This window comes from Streptomyces sp. AC550_RSS872, from assembly GCF_019049285.1.
In the GTDB taxonomy this organism is placed as follows: Bacteria; Actinomycetota; Actinomycetes; order Streptomycetales; family Streptomycetaceae; genus Streptomyces.
This window is the reverse complement of the sequence record NZ_JAGMUL010000078.1, coordinates 1-18,038: the sequence shown is the minus strand read 5'-3', so window position 1 is coordinate 18,038 and position 18,038 is coordinate 1. Positions and strand designations below refer to the sequence as shown.

The following is an 18,038-nucleotide window of genomic DNA, read 5'->3' as shown; positions in this document are numbered from 1 at the left end:
CCGGGCCGGTCGGGGCAACGGCTTCGCCTCACATCACCTCATCGAGTGAGCCCCTGGTGCCGCCGGAGCCGGCACCCGCCCCACCCCGTCCGGCCCCACCCCGTCCGGCCCCACCTCGCCCGGCTCCGCCCCGCCCGGCCGTTCCGTCATCCGCTCACCCAGCATCAGCGTCCGTACGACCCGCTCGGCGGCCAACCCGTCGTCGAACTCGCAGAACCGCTCCCGGAACCCGGCCCGCAACCGCGCCGACTCCTCGTCCTGCCACGACCCGGACGTGAACAGCCACGCCAACTCCCGGTATGAGCACGACACATGGCCCGGCGCATCCGCCGTGATGTCGAAGTAGGCGCCCCGGCTCGCCACGTACGCCCCCCAGTCGTCGGCGTGGATGACGATCGGCCGGTCCAGGTTGGCGTAGTCGAACATCAGGGCGGAGTAGTCGGTGACCAGGACGTCCGCGGCGAGCATCATGTCCTCGACGTGCGGCTCGTCCGTCGCGTCGATCAGCACGCCCCGCCGGTGCAGATCGGTCAGCCCCATCCCGCGAGCCGTGCCCTGCGCCAGCGACGGATGCAGACGCACGACGAGCGTGTGGCCCGAACCCAGGTCCCGGGCGAACCGGGCCAGGTCGATCCGGTCGACATGCCCGCCCTTGCGGTACTCCCGGCGGGTCGGCGCGTACAGCACGACGGTGTCCCCGGCGGGGACACCCAGCCGCGCACGGGCGGCCTCCGTGGCTGCCGCATCCGCGTTGACCAGCACGTCGTTGCGTGGACTGCCCGTCCTGAGCGAGGTGAAGTGACACGGGTACGCCCGCTCCCACGCCAGCTCCGAGTGCCGGTTGGCGACCAGGCTGTAGTCCCAGCGGTCGGCCCGCCACAGCATCTTCGGCACGTCGAACCCGTGCCGGGCGCCGGGCTTGGCCAGCAGGTCGGCCGCCATGTACTTGAGCGGGGTTCCCTGGTGGGTCTGGACGTGGACGCTGCCGGGGCGCTTGGCCAGGGTGCCGGGCCAGTTGACGTTGTTCACCCAGTACGTGGCCCGCGCCATGACCTCGTGGTAGCGCCGCGAGCCCGGAGTGACGTGGTCCGTGCCGGGCGGCAGCGCGTCCACCGCGTCCTCCTGCACCACCCACACGCCCTTGATGTGCGGGGCGATCTCCCGGGCCTTGGCATGGATCGCCGCCGGATCGCCCAGCACCCCGCGATGCGAGAACGCCGAGTAGACGGCCAGGTGGGGATCGAGCGGGAGCCTCGACCGGGTGGCATACCAGGCCTGTTGGGCCCGCTGCGTCGCCGCCCGCGTCACCCGCCGCTGACCGGCCCCCGCCACCCGGCGCACCTCACGCAGACCGCGTGCCACGGCGTACGACGCGTAGGGCGCCGTCGCCAGCAGCCGCATCTCCTTGCCGCGCCATCCGTCGGGCGGGGTGAAGCCCTCCGGGGCGTGTCGGGCGTGGAAGGAGCGGATCTCGCGGTAGAAGTCAGGCCGGTCAGCGGGCCTCACCCGGTCCTCGCGCGCGAGCACGAACAGCATGTGGTCCAAGGCCCGTTCGAACAGCAGCGGCCGCGCCCACTCCAGGTCCGGGCGCGCTTCGAGGAACGTGAACAGGCCCTCGTACTGCGGGAAGATGTCGAAGTGGCGCCGCCCCGGCGTCTTGGTGATCGCACCCTGGCGACGCTGCCGGTACTCCACCCCGATCCGCTCCAGACAGGCGACACGGTCGGCCAGCACCATCGAGCGGTAGGTGACCGGCGCGTCCTCGTACAGCCCCGGCGCGTACCGCAGCTCGTGCTTCAGGAAGAAGTCCCGCCGGTACGCCTTGTTCCAGGCGACCAGGAACAGATGCAGGTACTCGGGGTTCTCGCGGACGCCGAAGGTGCCCGTGCCGGCCGCGGCCAGCAGGTCCGCCGCCGTACTGGGGCCGCCGCGGCCCCACCAGTGGGTGCGTACGTGGTCGAAGACCAGGATGTCCGGGTCGTCGCTCGCCGCCAGCCGCGCGGCCACGGCGGCCAGCAGGCCCGGCGTGTAGAAGTCGTCGCTGTCGAGGAACAGGACGTAGTCGCCGCTCGCCTCCTCCAGACCGGCGTTGCGGGCCCGGCCGAGGCCGACGTTCTGCGGCAGGTGCAGCACGCGTACGCGTGCGTCGCGCTCGGCGTAGCCGTCCAGGATGGCGGGGCAGCTGTCGGGCGAGCGGTCGTCGACCGCGATCACCTCGAAGTCGGTGTACGACTGCCCGAGCACCGAGTCCAGGCACTCCCGCAGGAAGCCCTGCACCTTGAAGACGGGGACGATGATGCTGAAGCGGGGCACGTCAGTTCCTCACGAGGGTCGCGGCGGCGGGGGCGGGGATGCGCTCGGCGAGCGGGATCACCGGCGGGATGGCCTCGGGCTGCTCGCCCAGCAGCACCCGGCGTACGACCCGCTCGGCGGCCTGCCCGTCGTCGAACTGGCAGAACCGCTCCCGGAACGCGGCGCGCAGGGCTCCGGCCTCCTCGTCCGCCCACGAGCCGTCGCGGAACACTCCCGCCAGTTCCCCCGGCGTCCGGGCCACCCGCCCCGGCGGGGCCTCCATCAGGTCGAAGTAGACGCCCCGCAGCTCCCGGTAGACCTCCCAGTCGTCCGCGTACACCACGATCGGCCGGTCCAGGTTGGCGTAGTCGAACATGATCGAGGAGTAGTCGGTGATCAGCGCGTCGGCGGCCAGGCACACGTCCTCGGACGAGCGGTGCCCGGTGACGTCGATGACCCGGCCGCTGCCCCGCACGCCGCCCCGGTCGTAGAAGTAGTGGGCGCGCAGCAGCACCACGTACTCGTCGCCGATCTCCTCGCACAGCGCGTCGAGGTCGAGGCTCGTCTCGAAGCCGGTCGCGTGGTCGCGGTGCGTGGGGGCGTAGAGCAGCGCCTTCTTGCCCTCGGGGACGCCGAGTTCGCGGCGGACGCGGGCGACATCGGCGGCGGTCGACGTGTAGTAGGCGTCGTTGCGCGGATAGCCGTACTCGAGGGTCTCGTACGCGGCGGGGAACGCGCTCTCCCACATCTGCGTGGAGTGCCGGTTGGAGGTGAGGTTGTAGTCCCAGCGGTCGACGCGGGCCAGCAGCCTGGCGAAGCTGCCGGTCGCCGCGGCCACCACCGGGTACGTCGCCTGGTCGGCGCCCATCTTCTTCAGCGGGGTGCCGTGCTGGGTCGACAGATGCACACTGCCTCTGCGCTTGACCACGGCGTCCGCGAAGTTGGCGTTGTTGATCAGGTACTTGGCGCGGGCGAGCACGTCCCAGTACTTCCGGCTGCCGATGACCGCGTACTCCACGTCGCTCGGCACGCTGTCCACCGCCTCCGGCTCGACCAGGAACACCGAGCGCAGATGCGGCGCGAGCTGCCGCGCCTTCGCATGGATCGCGGCGGGGTTGCAGGTGTAGCCGCGGCCCCAGTACGCGCAGTACACGGCGAGGTTCTGATCCAGAGGGCGGCGCAACTGCCGGCGGTAGCGCAGCCGAGCGCGCAGCCCGCGCGGCCGGGTAAGGGACGACGTCACGTTCACCACCGCCTGGTTGGCGCCGCGCAGCGCCCGGAACGCCGTGTACGCCCCCCGCGCCAGCAGCCGGTGCTGGACACCGACACTGCCGCCCGGCGTACGGAACCCGGCGGGCCGGTACTGCCGGTAGAGCCCGCTCGCCCGCCGGAAGAAGGCGCGGCGCCGGCACGCCAGCCGTCGCGGATGGGCCGCCGTCTTCAGGACGGCGGCGAAGAGCTGCTCGAACAACGGCCCGAGCCGTTTCGCGGACAGCCCCTGCTCCACGGCCCGCGCGAGCACCAGCTCGACCTGGTCGAGCAACTCGAAGTGATGCTCTCCCGGAAGGTTCAGCCGGTTGCCCTGGCGCCGCAGCAGATGCCGTACGACGACCTGCCGCAGCACCGCCATGCGCTCGGCGCGCAACGCGACCAGGCCGCCGAAGCCGATGTCGGTGAAGTGGCCGTCGGGGAAGGCGAGTTCCTGATCCAGGAGGAAGATCCGTCGATAGGCCGCACTCCACGCCGGAAGCTGGACGCCCGTCAGCTCGGCCGCCTCGCGCGGCGCGAAGACCCCGCCCGGTGTCCGCGCCAGCGGCAGCGTGGCCGGATTGGTCGGCTCGCCCGCCCACCACGGGGTCCGCTCGTGCTCGAAGTACAGGACGTCCGCGGCACCGGTCGCGCGCAGCCGGGCGTCCAGTGCCGCCAGCGCCCCCGGCACCAGCACGTCGTCGCCGTCCAGGAACAGCAGCCAGTCGCCCAGCGCCGCCCGCAGCCCGGTGTTGCGCGCCCCCGCCAGACCGGCCGTCGGCGGCGCGTGCACGGGCGCCACCCGGCAGTCCCGCTCGGCGTACCCGGCGGCCACGTCCGCCGCCGGGGAGCCTGGGGCGTCACAGACCGGGATCAGCTCGAAGTCACCGAAGGACTGGCCGAGCACCGAGTCCAGTGCCTGGGACAGCCGGCCCGCGACCCCATGAGACGGAACGATGATGCTGAAGCGGGGCATACTGCTCTTTCTGTCGGTCTTCTGGCGGCTGGGTTCTTCAGGAGGCCGAGTCGGCTTTCGTCTCAACGAGCGGAACGGCATCGCCCGCAAGGGGCGCGGGGCTGTGTTCTGACATGCGGCTCCGCCGCGCGGGCGCGACAAGCCACGACGGCGCAGCAGACGCCGCAGAAGCGGTCGCGGCCCTCTCCGCGGAGCGCTCCGCGGCAGGGGACGGAACGGGGTGGCGCCGGTCCAGCGGCACGACGGGCGGGAGGGCGGTCTTGCCCAGCACCACACGCCGGACGACCCGCTCGGCGGCGCGCCCGTCGTCGTGCGGGCAGAACCGCTCCCGGAACGCCGACCGCAGCTGCGCGGAGCGCGAGCCCCGCCAGTGGCCGGTGGCGAAGATGTCGATCAGCTCGTCCTCACTGCGCGCCACCGCGCCCGGCGGGAAGGACCGCAGGTCGAAGTAGGTGCCACGGGCCGCCTCGTACGCCTCGGCGTCGTCGGCGTGGATGACGATCGGCCGGTCGAGGTTGGCGTAGTCGAACATCAGGGACGAGTAGTCGGTGACCAGCGCGTCCGAGGCGAGGCACAGCGACTCGATGCTCGGACGGTCGGTGACGTCGATGATCCGGCCCGGCTCGGTGGCGTCGGTGAGCGGGCCGCCGTGGCGGTGGTGGGCGCGGGCCAGCACGACATAGCGGGGGCCCAGGCGGCGCAGGACGCGGGACAGGTCGAGCGTGGTGCGCTGGATGCGGCGGTAGTCGCGGTGGGTGGGGGCGTAGAGGATCACGACCGAGCCCTCGGGGATGCCGAGCTGCTCACGGATCCGGGCCACGTCCGCCGACGTCGCCTGCTGGAAGACGTCGTCACGCGGGCTGCCGTACTCGAGGGTCTGATAGGTGCCCGGGAGGACACGTTCCCAGGTCAGGGTGGAGTGGCGGTTGGCGGACAGCACGAAGTCCCACTTGTCGACGTTGTCGAGGAGTTCGTCGACGTCCAGGTCGCCCGCAGCGGCCGGGCGTTCCCGCAGGTCCAGGCCCTTGTGCTTGAGCGGGGTGCCCTGCTGGGTCTGCACGAAGACCTGGCCGGGGCGCTTGACCAGACGGCGGTCGAAACCGGCGTTGTGGACGAGGTACTTGGAGCGGGCGAGGGCCGTCCAGTAGGCGGCCGAACCGGGGCGCAGTCGGCGCGTGCCGGACGGGACGGTGCCGTTCTGCTCGGCCTCGTCGACCCAGGCCGTGCGGATGTGCGGCGCGTGGGTACGGAACGCCTGCTCCAGGGCGCCCGGGTGGCAGCCGTGGCCTCGGACGCCGTGGGCGGCGAACACGGCACGGTCGGCGCGCACGGGCAGGCTGCGCTGGACCCGGTAGTGCAGGCGCAGGACCGCGGAACACAGGCCCTTCAGCAGCCGGTCCGCGACCTTGGCGGTACGCCGGGCCAGGGCGGACGTCAGTTGCAGGGCACGGTAGGTGCGGTGCAGGCCCAGACGGATCAGGGTGTGGTGGACGCGGGCGCGGGGAGGTACGGGGACGCCGGGGGAGCGGTAACGGCGGCAGTGCGTGCGGGCCTTGCGCAGGAACGCGGCGCGGCTGCGGCGCGGGAGCCGGTCGCGCCGGGCGAACACCACCACCAGGTGGTCGACCATCCGACGGAACAACATTGGCCGCCAGCGGGCCAGTTCGGGGTTCCGGTCGACGTACGCGAAGACCCGCTCGTACTGCTCGAAGATGTCGAAGTGCCGCGGACTGACCGTGCCGAGGATGGCGCCCCGGCGCCGCTGCCGGTAGTGCACGCACACCCGGTCCAGGGTCGCGATCGACTCCGCCGTCATCAGGACCGGGTACGTCCAGGGCGTGTCCTCGTAGTAGCCGGGCGGGAAGGCGAAGCCGCCCTCCTCGACGAACTCCCGGCGGTACGCCTTGTTCCAGGCGACCATCAGCAGCCGCAGCAGCCCCGGCCGGTCCGCCAGCCGGAACGGCGCCGGGCCCTCTTCCGAGAGCAGGGACGCGACCTGGTTGCGGATCCTCTCGCCGGTCCAGAAGGTCCGCGCGTAGTCGTAGACCAGGACGTCCGGCTCACCGGTCTCCTTCAGCCGGTCGGCGATCGCGTGCAGGGCGTCGGGGGTGAGGGTGTCGTCGCTGTCCAGGAAGATCAGGTAGTCGCCGGTGGCCGCCACGACACCGGCGTTGCGAGCGGGCCCCAGGCCCTGGTTCTGGTTGAGGTGCACGGGACGTACGCGCTGGTCACGGGCCGCGAACTCGTCGATGATCGCGCCGCACGCGTCCGGCGAGCAGTCGTCGACGGCGATCAGTTCGAGATCGGGGTACGACTGGGAGAGCACGGATTCCAGGCACTCGTGCAGGTACGCCTGAACCTTGTACGCGGGGACGATGACACTGAACCTGGGCAAGGGACATCCACTTGGTCGACCGGGACGGTAGGCGGCGACAGCGCCTTGCCCGGCAACGGCCAATGGAGTGACTTGGTTACGGCGGGGTACGGCATACGGGGGACCATGGATGAACGAAAGGGGGCGGACCGGTGACGGTCCACCCCCTCAAGTGTGCTGTGTCTGCCGCTACTTGACCGCGCCCGCCATCACGCCGGACACGAACTGCCGCTGGAACGCGAAGAACACGACCAGCGGGATCACCATGGAGATGAACGCGCCGGGCGCCAGGATGTCGATGTTGTTGCCGAACTGCCGTACCTGGGTCTGCAACGCGACCGTGATCGGCTGGCTGTCGGCGTCCGTGAAGATCAGAGCGACCAGCATGTCGTTCCACACCCACAGGAACTGGAAGATGCCGAGCGCGGCGATCGCCGGACCGCCGAGCGGCATCACGACACGGAAGAACAGCCGCAGTTCACCGGCACCGTCCAGCCGGGCCGCCTCCAGCAGCTCCCTCGGGATCTCCGCGAAGAAGTTCCGCAGCAGGAACACCGCGAACGGCAGCCCGAAGCCGACATGGAAGAGGATCACGCCGATCAGCGAGCCGAAGATGCCGATGTCGCCGAACAGTTCGGCGATCGGGATCAGCGCCACCTGCACCGGCACCACCAGCAGACCGACCACGCCCAGGAACCACCAGTCGCGGCCCGGGAACTCCATCCAGGCGAACGCGTAGCCCGCGAGCGAGCCGATGACGACGACCAGGAGCGTCGCGGGGACGGTGATCAGCACCGTGTTGAGGATGGAGTTGGTGATGTCGCTGTTGCCGAGGAGCTTGTCGTAGCTCCCGAAGGTGAGCTGGGAGGGCTTGCTGAAGACCTCCCACCAGCCGCTCGCCGTCATCTCCTCGGGCGGCCGCAGCGACGACAGCAGCAGACCGATCGTCGGGACCAGCCAGAACAGGCCGACGACGATGAGGAACACCCGTACCAGCCCACCGCTGACGAACGAGGCGAGCCGGCCACCGAGGGACTGTTCGCTCCTGACCACAGTGAGCGGCTCCGGCGTTCCCTTGCCGAGCCCGCCGACATCGGTACTCATCGCCGCACCTCCCGCCGCAGCCTGCGGACGTTGAACCACATCACCGGGATCACGAGCAGCAGCAGGAACACCGCGATGGCGCTGGCGATGCCCGGCTGGTCCTCGGAGAAGCCCTTGCGGTACAGCTCCAGGGCGAGGACGTTCGCGTCGTCCTGGGAGGAGCCCGGGGCGATGATGAAGACCAGGTCGAAGACCTTGAGGACGTTGATCATCAGGGTGACGGTGACGACCGCGAGGACGGGCGCCAGCAGCGGCACCGTGACCCTGCGGAACACCTGCCACTCGCTCGCGCCGTCGACCCGGGCCGCCTCCAGCAGATCGCGCGGGATGCCAGCGAGCCCGGCCGCGATCAGCACCATCGCGAAACCGGCCCACATCCAGATGTACGAGGCGATGATGGACGGCGTGACGAGGGACGGGCCGAGCCAGTCCACCCCGTTGTACGGCTCCTTGAAGTTGTCCGGTGGCAGCCGCAGTCGGGCCCCTTCGGCGGCGGCCGGCAGCGTGAACGTACCGTCGTCGGCCGCCTTCGTGGAGGCGACCACCTTGCCGTCCTTGACAGCCTCGATCCTCATCCCGGCATAGCCCAGCTCCGAGGCGTCGACCCCGCCGAGCGTGCCGACGCCCTTGCCGCGCGTGAAGTCCTGCCAGGCGGTGCCGGTGATCCCGGACGGATCGGCCTTCGCCTGTACGGCCTTCTTCGCGTCGTCCGGCATCTGGTCGGGGGCGACGCCCACGAGGGGCAGGGAGACCGGGGTGCCGGCGCTGACGGTGGCCCTGGTGATGAAGCCGCCGCCCGGCGCCGCTTCGAGCGGCGACTCCCGGCCCGGGTGGGCCTTGGGGAACGCCGACGCCTGCGCGAAGGTGTCATGGACGCCCACCCACACCGCGTTCGCGACACCCTTGTCCGGATCCTGGTCGTAGACCAGCCGGAAGATGATGCCCGCCGCCAGCATCGAGATCGCCATCGGCATGAAGACGACCAGCTTGAACGCCGTGCCCCAGCGCACCCGTTCGGTCAGCACCGCGAAGATCAGACCGAGCGCGGTGGCGACGGTCGGGGCGAACACCACCCAGATGACGTTGTTCTTCAGGGCCGTGCGGATGCCGTCGTCCGTGAAGAGCGCCTGGTAGTTGTCGAACCCGGCGAATCCTTCGCCGGACTGGTCGTAGAAGCTGCGGAAGACCGAGTACCCGATCGGGTAGACCACGAGCGCGCCGAGCAGCACCAGGGCGGGCAGCAGGAACAGCGCCGCCACGGTCCTTCGGGTGCCGGTCACGCTCTTGCGTGACTTGGGTGCGGCAGGAGGCCCGCTGCCCCCTGCCGCTTCCGTCGACGCCATCGCGTCAGTTTCCGTACGCCGCGGCCGCGTCGGCTTCCAGCTTCGCCTGCGTGCCCGCGACGTCCGACGGGTTCTTCAGGAAGTCCTGGAGGGCCTTCCACTCACCCTTGCCGGGCGTGCCGCCGAAGGCCTGCGGGGCCTGGTCGGACATGTCGAAGCGGAAGTCGTCACCGGAGTCGATGAGCGCCTTGGCGATCTTGCGCTGGACGTCGTTCGGGTACGCCGAGTTGTCGACGTTCTTGTTCGGCGAGAGGTAGCCGCCGAGCTTCGCCTGGATCGTCGCCGCGTCCGGCGAGGCGAGCCAGGTGGCCAGGGCCTGCGCCGCCTTGGAGTCCTGGAGGATGACCGCCGCGTCTCCGCCGGACACGACGGGCGCCGTGTCACCGACGGTCGGGAACGGGAACACCTTCGCGTCCGTGCCCACCTCGGCCTTGGCCTGCACGATGTTGACCTGCGCGAAGTCGCCCTCGTAGACCATGGCGGCCTTGGGCTGGTCGCCGCCGGTGAAGGTCTGGGTGACGGAGGCCGGGAAGTCCGTCTGGAGGGCGCCGGTCGCGCCGCCCGCCACATAGTCCTTCTTGCCCCACACCTGGGCGAGCGTGGTCAGCGCGTCCTTCACGGACGGGTCGGTCCACTTGATCTCGTGCTTGGCCAGCTGGTCGTACTTCTCCGGGCCGGCCTGGGAGAGATAGACGTTCTCGAACCAGTCGGTGAGGGTCCAGCCCTCGGCGCCGCCGACCGAGAACGGCGTGACGCCGGAGTCGTAGACGGTCTGGGCGGTGGTGAGCAGCTCGTCCCACGTCTTGGGCTCACTCGCCCCGGCGTTCTCGAAGACCTGGTTGTTGTACCAGATCAGGGACTTGTTGGCGGCCTTGTAGTAGACGCCGTACTGCTTGTCGTCGACCTTGCCGATGTTCTGCCAGCCCGGCGAGTAGTTCTCCTGGAGCTCCTTGATCGCATCGGCTCCGAGCGGCTTGGCCCACTTCTTGTCGACGGCCTGCTTGATCGCGCCGGGCTGCGGAAGCATCGCGATGTCCGGCGGCTGGCCGCCCGCGACCTTGGAGCCGAGGAAGTTGATGATCGGGTCCTGTGCGGGCACGAAGGTCACCTTGGCGCCCGTGCGCTTCTCGAACTCCGCGAGGACCTTCTTGAAGTTGGCCTGTTCGGCACCCGTCCAGACGGCGGCGACCTCCAGGGACTCGCCGTTCAGCTTGGGAAGGGTGACGGTGCTGCCGGTCTCCTGACCGGTCCCGCCCTGTTCGTTGCCGCCGCCGTTGTCGTCATCGCCACCGCATGCGGTGAGCGAGACCGCGAGGGCGCCCGCGAGTACGGTCGCCGCGGCCCGTGCGGCCCTGCTTGTCCGGTTCCTGCTGCTCGTGCTGCGCATGACTGCCCCGTTCTTCGTGCCTCGTCGAACGTTCGAGCGCTGTCCCGTGCGATCTGGTCTACGCCTTGGGTTTGGGGGCGGCAAGACCGCCTCCGCTGTCAAGCGGGGGATCGTGACCGCCTCGTGACCAGGGGCCCTGCGCTGGTGTGAACGTCGCTGGAGGCTGCCGCCCCCAGACCCCCGCTATCGGCCTGAAGGGCCTCGTCCTCAATCGCCGGACGGGCTGATTCTGCGCAGGGCACTACAGCAGTGACGGCACCCCGGTCGCCGAGACCTCCCGCGCCGCCCGCTCCAGCGCACTGGCCAGCAGGGCCAGGTCCGTAGGCCCGTTGCCCAGCTCGCGGACCGGACGCCGGGCCGGCGGATCGCCCATGCGGTGCCACTCCAGCGGCACGACCGTGGGCCGCAGCGTCGCCGTCCGCGGGATACGCCCCGTGACCCGGCCGCCCTGGAACGGCACCGCTCTTCCGTCCGCCCGAGTCAGCCGCCCGCGCCCCGGCGCAGGCTCCTCCGGCCCCGCCACCACCGCGTCCAGCGTCACCCGCAGGGTCGCCCGGCGGGCCGACTCCGACTCCGCCGTACGGCCCCCGACGCACGCGGCGGCCACCAGATGCACCCCGAGCCGCTCGCCCTCCCGGGCCACGGCCTCCAGCGCGCGTACCACCGAACCCGCGGCGGGCCTGCCCGTGGACCCCAGGGCGGGCGAGACCAGTGCGTCCAGGTCGTCCACGACCACGACGAGCCGGGGCAGCGGCGGCACGGCCTCCGCCTCGGCCTGCCGACGGGCCGCCCCCGGCCGCAGCCGGATCGTCGAACTGGGCGGCGAGTCCAGATCCCCCGTGAAGTCACCGCCCCCGCCCCCGGTACCGGCGCCGCCGCCCGCCGCGCGCTGCGCGACCACCCGGCCCGACAGCGCACGTCCCGAATGCCACTCGGCGAAGTCCGACCGCCCGAGCAGCTCGGCGCGGCGCTTCAGCTCCGCGCTCAGCGACTGCGCGAACTCCCGCATTCGGACCGGGTCGTTGGCGGTGAGGTGGGTGGTGACATGGGGAACGTCCGTACAGACCCGCAGCCCGTCTCCGTGCGCGCCGCCCGCGCCGACGCCGTCCCGGCCGTCTATCAGCACGACGCCCAGCCGGTCCGGCCGCTCGGCCGCGGCCAGCGAGGCGACGACGGCCCGCAGCAGCTCCGTACGCCCGCTGCCGGGCGGCCCCTCGATCAGCAGGTGCGGTCCGTCGGTCCCGAGGTCCACGCCGACCGGGCCGCGCGGCCCGGCCCCGAGCACGGCACACGCCCGCCCGCCGAGGGCCTCCGGATCGTCGGACGCGTCGGCCCACCGCGCCATCAGCGACGCCGGGGTGGCCCGGGCCAGCCCCAGCTCGTCCAGCAGCCGCGCCGCCTGAGGCAATGGAACCGACACGCGCGCGTGCCGCTCGCCGACGGCCCCCTCCGTGCGCAACGGGGCCAGCGCCCGCGCGAACCGCTCCGCCCAGGCGAGGGAGACGGCGTCCACCGCGGCGACGGTGCCGTGCCCGACGGGACCGTGGGCGGGGGCCTGGTCGGCGGCAGCGGAAGCAGCGGGGGCGTGTCCGGCGCTGCCGGGTCCGACCGGGCTGTGGCCGACCGGACCGAGTGCGCCCGAGCCGTGGCCTGCCGCGCCGTGAGCCGCATCCGCCAAGGCGCGGCCGCCAGGGCCCCGGTCGGCGGCACCCGCCCGGGACGCGTCCACCGCGCGCGGATTGACCTGCGCCCCTGCCCGTGCCACCCGCACCAGCCGCAGCGCCGTCGCCACATCACCGCTCAGCAGCCCGACCGCACCGCACTCGCGGAACGCCGGCGCCACCATGCACGCCGCTTCGTAGGTCTCCGTCACCGGTGACGCGGGCGAGGCCGCGGCCGTCTCGGCGAGGCACACGACGTGAATACCGGCCCGCGGGCCCTCCAGCGCCAGCCGCGCCACCGCCTCGCGCAGATCGGCGCCCCCGGGATCGCCGTCCACGACGACCACCGTGTACGGCCCCGCGAACCCGTCCGCCGTCCCGTCGGCCCACTCGTCGTCCCGCGCCCAGGAGGGCCGGCGAACGGCACGCCGGTCCGGGTCCTGGCCGTCCGCGACGGCGATCGGAGTCCGGGCCGGGCCCGCCCCGACGACTCCGGCTGCCGACTCCGCCGTCAGGTCCTCCAGCCGCCGCAGCAACTCCTCCGTGCGGGCCGTCGCCTGTTCGCGGTCGTAGGCCAGCAGCAGTCGGCAGTCCTGGCCGTGCCCGGGCCGGACATGCGGGAGCCAGCCCAGCCAGGCCCACTCGGCGGTGCGCTCCTCCAGGGGCCGGGAGCGGTCCGCGCTGATCAGGACCGTTTCCAGCACGTCCGGCGAGTGCAGCGCGGCGAGCTGGGCGATCACCGCGCGGGCCAGCCCGGCGAGCCGCTCACGCGGACCGGCCAGCCCCAGCGCCCCGACCTCCCGCAGATCGGCGGTCACCGGTACGGCGGGCAGCAGCCCCGAGCCGTCGGGTGCCGCGCGGTCGGCGGTGCCGAGCCGCACCGTGAGCGCCTCCGGGTGACCAGGTGCGCGCTCCCACAGCCGGGGTCCGGGGCCCAGGGCCGTCAGCAGCAGTGACGCAGGGTCCGGCCAGGTCTCCGGCAGCCGGGAACCGGCCGTGGCCGTGGGGAGACCGGGTGCCTCGGCGGGCGGTACCTCATCGTCGTACGCCTCATGGCCGGTCGCCGCTCCCTGCTCGCCGCGTCCGCCCTTCAGCCGCCGCGCCCATGCCGTGAGCCCGCCGCGCCTGCGGACGCCGGGCGGCACGTCGGTGCCCCGCAGCGGGGTGCCCTTGCGTCGGCCGGCGGCGCCTGCGTCCTCGCGGCTGCCGTCCTCGTCCCGCCCGTCGAGCGCGCCCACTCCGAATCCCGCCCCGTGCGTGTCGCCCGCGCGCGGTCCCGGAAGCGGCGTCCCGGACCCGCCGTCCCGTTCGATCCCCGGCGCCCCGCCCTGCACCGGTACGCCGGGCGGCTCGACCGGGCCGCGGTCCCGGGCGGTCGTGTCGCCGCCGTCCGCCACGCGCGCGTGGAGCACCGGCGCTCCGGCTCCCGAGGGCGCCGCGGGTCGGCTGTCGCTGCGCGGGCCGGCCACCGCCTCCACACCCAGGTCGGCGGCGGGGACGCGCGTATGCCCCTCCCCGTCCGGCTCCGTCCGCACGCGCGCCCCCGGGCCCCCGGCGGGGGCCAGCCGCAGCGCCGACTCACCGATCCTCAGCAGCGCGCCCGGCGCGAACCGCACCGGGCGGGTGGTCACGCGCGTGCCGTCCAGCGTCGTGCCGTTGGTGGAGCCGAGGTCGGCCACCGAGACGCGGCCGTCGGCGGCGACCGTGACCGCGCAGTGCAGCCGGGAGACGTCCGGGTCGTCGAGCGGCACGTCGGCCTCGGCGGAGCGGCCGATGCGGATCTCGCCGCCGTGCAGCAGATGGACCCCGCCCGCGTCCGGGCCGGCCACGACCTGGAGCTGGGTCGGGGCGTCGTCCAGCTCGGGATGGGGTTCGGGGGCCGCCGGGGCGCCCAGGGACAGCACGGCGCCGTCTATCAGCGGGGGCTCGCCGAGGGTGCTGCGCCGGTCGTCGAGCCGCTCCGCGCCGGCGTACAGCACGATGGTGCCGTCGCCCGCGGACACCGCCGAGGCGAGCGCCGACGCCACCGCGGCCAGGGCCGTACCCGCGGGCGCCGTGACCAGCACGTCGCAGCTCGCGGCGCGTCCTCGCGCCGGGGCGGACGGGGCCAGCGGGTCTACGACGGTCAGCCGGATCTGCATCGGCGTCAGCGGTCCCTTCTGCGAGGGCGCTCACCACCCCCACCCCACACGAGCACATCGGCCAGTACTCCACGCACTGCACGCATCCTCGCACCTGCCACTGACAACGCGCCCCCCGCCCGAAGGCAAGTGATCTTGATTGGTCGGCTCTGCCCGCAAAAGTGCCGGACAAGTGCCCCGCCGGCGATCAGTTGAGATCGCTCACTTCCGCTTGCGGCAACCAGGAGACAGAGCCGAGCGTCTTTCCTTCGAACATGTACGGGAAGCCATACGTAAGACGCACAGAATGAGGACAGGCCGGTGCCCGGGGGCACGGCACTACAGTGGGTCGGAACGTAGGCAAGCAGCAGGGAGCGCGACGTGCGGCCGGTAGGCAGCAAGTACTTCCTCGAGGAGCCGCTCGGTCGCGGCGCCACGGGGACCGTCTGGCGAGCCCGCCAGCGGGAGACCGCGGGCGCCGAGGCGGCCGTGCAGGGCCAGCCCGGCGAGACCGTCGCGATCAAGGTCCTCAAGGAGGAGCTCGCCAGCGACGCGGACATCGTCATGCGGTTCCTGCGGGAGCGCTCCGTCCTGCTCCGGCTGACCCACCCGAACATCGTCCGGGTCCGTGACCTGGTCGTCGAGGGCGAGCTGCTGGCCCTGGTCATGGACCTCGTCGACGGCCCCGACCTGCACCGCTACCTGCGCGAGAACGGCCCCTTCACCCCGGTCGCCGCCGCCCTGCTCACCGCGCAGATCGCCGACGCGCTGGCCGCCAGCCACGCCGACGGCGTCGTCCACCGCGACCTCAAGCCCGCCAACGTCCTGCTCCAGCAGAACGGCGGCCAGATGCACCCGATGCTGACCGACTTCGGCATCGCCCGCCTCGCCGACTCCCCGGGCCTGACCCGCACCCACGAGTTCGTCGGCACGCCCGCGTACATCGCGCCCGAGTCCGCCGAGGGCCGCCCGCAGACCTCCGCGGTCGACATCTACGGCGCCGGAATCCTCCTCTACGAGCTGCTCACCGGCCGCCCCCCGTTCGGCGGCGGCTCCGCCCTCGAGGTCCTGCACCAGCACCTGAGCGCCGAGCCGCGCCGCCCGTCCACGGTCCCCGACCCGCTGTGGACGGTCATAGAACGCTGCCTGCGCAAGAACCCCGACGAACGGCCCAGCGCCGAGAACCTCGCCCGCGGACTGCGCGTCGTCGCCGAGGGCATCGGCGTGCACGCCAACTCCGCGCAGATCGCCGCCGCCGAGGGCGTCGCCGCACTCCTCGCCCCGGACCCCGCGCCGGCCACCGTGCCGGGGTCGGCCGACCCCACCCAGGTGCTGCCGCACGGCGCGGCCCCGGGCGCGTACGACCCGAACGGCGCGACCAGCGTCCTGCCGCACACGGGTGCCCCCGGCCCGGCGGGCGCCGCCGACCCCACGGCCGTCATGCCGTCGATGCCGCCGGGCCCGCCCGGACAGCAGCCCGGTCAGCCCGGCCCCGAGGAGCCGCACCCCTGGCAGAACCAGCTGCGAGCCGCCCGGGACCGCAACGAGCAGACACAGGTCCAGTACCTCGACCCCAACCAGGACCCGCTGCGCCGGCGCCCACAGCGCCAGGTCGCCCGCCCGCAGCAGCAGCCGCACCCTCAGCAGCAGCGCCCTCCGCAGGGCCGCGGACAGCAGGGCTACGGCTATCCGCAGCAGCACCAGCCGCAGCCGTACGCCCCACCGCGCCAGCCGCAGCAGCAGCCGCAGCAGCCCCAGCGGTACGCTCCGCCGCCCACGCCGGAGCCGCAGCGGCCGCAGCGCGAGCCGCGTCAGCCCCGGCAGCGCAGCGCCAACCCGATGCGGATTCCCGGGCTCGGCTGCCTCAAGGGCTGTCTGTTCACGATCATCATCCTCTTCGTCGCGGGCTGGCTGATCTGGGAGCTGAGCCCGTTGCAGGGCTGGATCGGCACGGGCAAGGGCTACTGGGAGCAGATCAGCGACTGGTTCGGCACCGTGACCGGGTGGATCGGGGACCTGGGCGGAGGCTCGGGCACCAACTGACCCTCGGGCAGCAACCGGCCGCGGTCGACCCGGCGTCAGCTGGTTTGATTCTTTGTCGACATCTGGCGGGTGATTTCCGCCTCGGCGGTGAAGGTTGGCTCTTCGGACGCGTAGTTTTAGCGACACACGCGTCTGTAGGAGCAGCCTTGGCACGGAAGATCGGCAGCCGGTACACCGCCAACCAGATCCTGGGGCGGGGCAGCGCCGGCACGGTGTGGCTGGGCGAGGGGCCCGAGGGGCCCGTCGCCGTCAAGCTGCTGCGCGAGGATCTCGCGTCCGACCAGGAGCTCGTCGGACGCTTCGTGCAGGAGCGCACGGCACTGCTCGGCCTTGAGCACCCGAACGTCGTCTCCGTGCGCGACCTGGTGGTCGACGGCAACGACCTCGCGCTCGTCATGGACCTTGTCCGGGGCACCGACCTGCGCACCCGGCTCGACCGCGACCGGCGGCTCGCGCCCGAGGCGGCGGTGGCGATCGTCGCGGACGTCGCCGACGGGCTGGCGGCGGCCCACGCGGCCGGGGTCGTGCACCGGGACGTCAAGCCGGAGAACGTCCTGCTGGACATGCAGGGCCCGCTCGGCCCGGGCGGCTCGCACCCCGCCCTGCTGACGGACTTCGGTGTGGCGAAGCTCATCGACTCACCGCGCCGTACGCGCGCCACGAAGATCATCGGGACGCCGGACTACCTGGCACCGGAGATCGTGGAGGGTCTGCCGCCGCGGGCCGCGGTCGACATCTACGCCCTCGCCACGGTCCTGTACGAGCTGCTGGCGGGCTTCACCCCGTTCGGCGGCGGGCACCCCGGAGCGGTCCTGCGCCGCCACGTCACGGAGACGGTGGCGCCCCTGCCCGGCATCCCCGACGAGCTGTGGCAGCTGATCATCCAGTGCCTCGCGAAGGCGCCGGCCTCGCGGCTGCGGGCGTCGGAGCTGGGGGTGCGGCTGCGGGAGCTGCTGCCGCTGGTGGCCGGGATGCCGCCGCTGGACGTGGACGAGCCGGACGCGGAGTCGGCGGAGGACGAGGCTCCGGCGGCGGAGGAAGCGGAGCCGGCGGGGGAGCGGGTGCGGCGGCGGGGTGCGGTGCCCTTGGTGCCGGGGGGGAAGCCGGCCGACTCCAACCGGGACACGCATACGTCGATGAGGGTGCCGGGGCCCGACGAGCTGGCCGGGGGTGCGCGGGGTACTGCTCGCGTGCCGCGGGCTGCCGGGGCGCCTCGGCCGGGGTCGGCGCGGCATCGGGCCGTGGCTCGGCGGCGGCGGGTGGCACTTGGGGCGGCTGCGGTGGCGCTGGTCGCTGCGGCGGGTGTGGGGACGTGGCTGGCGACCTCGGGTGACGACGCGGACGCGACCCCCCAGGACACGAACAACTCGGCCCCGGCGACCCCCTGACCTTCCTCGCCCCCGCCGCCCCCACCCGTCCCATCCCTGGGGGCTCCGCCCCCCCGCCATCGGTCCTCCGGGCCTCGTCCTCGAGCGCCGGAGGGGCTGAGG

General features: G+C 72.8%; 9 protein-coding genes. 2 read left to right on the top strand and 7 right to left on the bottom strand.

Annotated features, from left to right (window positions below; translation table 11 throughout):
* Window positions 1–33: 33 nt before the first annotated feature.
* From KUM44_RS27460 to KUM44_RS27430, 7 genes are all read right to left on the bottom strand, one after another.
* Complete coding sequence (locus tag KUM44_RS27460; RefSeq protein ID WP_217212084.1) at window positions 34–2,313, bottom strand: CDP-glycerol glycerophosphotransferase family protein; 2,280 nt, start codon at window positions 2,311–2,313, stop codon at window positions 34–36.
* Window position 2,314: 1 nt separating this feature from the next.
* On the bottom strand, window positions 2,315–4,516 hold the full coding sequence (locus KUM44_RS27455; protein ID WP_217212082.1) for a CDP-glycerol glycerophosphotransferase family protein: 2,202 nt from the start codon (window positions 4,514–4,516) through the stop codon (window positions 2,315–2,317).
* 37 nt (window positions 4,517–4,553) lie between these two features.
* On the bottom strand, window positions 4,554–6,911 hold the full coding sequence (locus KUM44_RS27450; RefSeq protein WP_217212079.1) for a bifunctional glycosyltransferase family 2 protein/CDP-glycerol:glycerophosphate glycerophosphotransferase: 2,358 nt from the start codon (window positions 6,909–6,911) through the stop codon (window positions 4,554–4,556).
* A 168-nt stretch (window positions 6,912–7,079) separates the two neighbouring features.
* On the bottom strand, window positions 7,080–7,994 hold the full coding sequence (locus KUM44_RS27445) for a carbohydrate ABC transporter permease (RefSeq protein ID WP_217212077.1): 915 nt from the start codon (window positions 7,992–7,994) through the stop codon (window positions 7,080–7,082).
* Window positions 7,991–9,337, bottom strand: a complete 1,347-nt coding sequence (locus KUM44_RS27440) for a carbohydrate ABC transporter permease (RefSeq protein WP_254390194.1) — start codon at window positions 9,335–9,337, stop codon at window positions 7,991–7,993. The genes KUM44_RS27445 and KUM44_RS27440 overlap by 4 nt, the downstream gene beginning before the upstream one ends.
* Window positions 9,338–9,341: 4 nt before the next feature.
* Complete coding sequence (locus KUM44_RS27435) at window positions 9,342–10,724, bottom strand: ABC transporter substrate-binding protein (protein WP_217212075.1); 1,383 nt, start codon at window positions 10,722–10,724, stop codon at window positions 9,342–9,344.
* Window positions 10,725–10,965: 241 nt separating this feature from the next.
* Window positions 10,966–14,526, bottom strand: coding sequence for an FHA domain-containing protein (locus KUM44_RS27430; protein ID WP_217212073.1), 3,561 nt, complete (start codon window positions 14,524–14,526; stop codon window positions 10,966–10,968).
* 360 nt (window positions 14,527–14,886) lie between these two features.
* Here KUM44_RS27430 and KUM44_RS27425 point away from each other — a divergent pair, with 360 nt between their 5' ends.
* Window positions 14,887–16,548, top strand: coding sequence for a serine/threonine-protein kinase (locus tag KUM44_RS27425; protein WP_217212071.1), 1,662 nt, complete (start codon window positions 14,887–14,889; stop codon window positions 16,546–16,548).
* A gap of 146 nt (window positions 16,549–16,694) precedes the next feature.
* Complete coding sequence (locus KUM44_RS27420) at window positions 16,695–17,936, top strand: serine/threonine-protein kinase (protein WP_217212069.1); 1,242 nt, start codon at window positions 16,695–16,697, stop codon at window positions 17,934–17,936.
* Window positions 17,937–18,038: the final 102 nt, after the last annotated feature.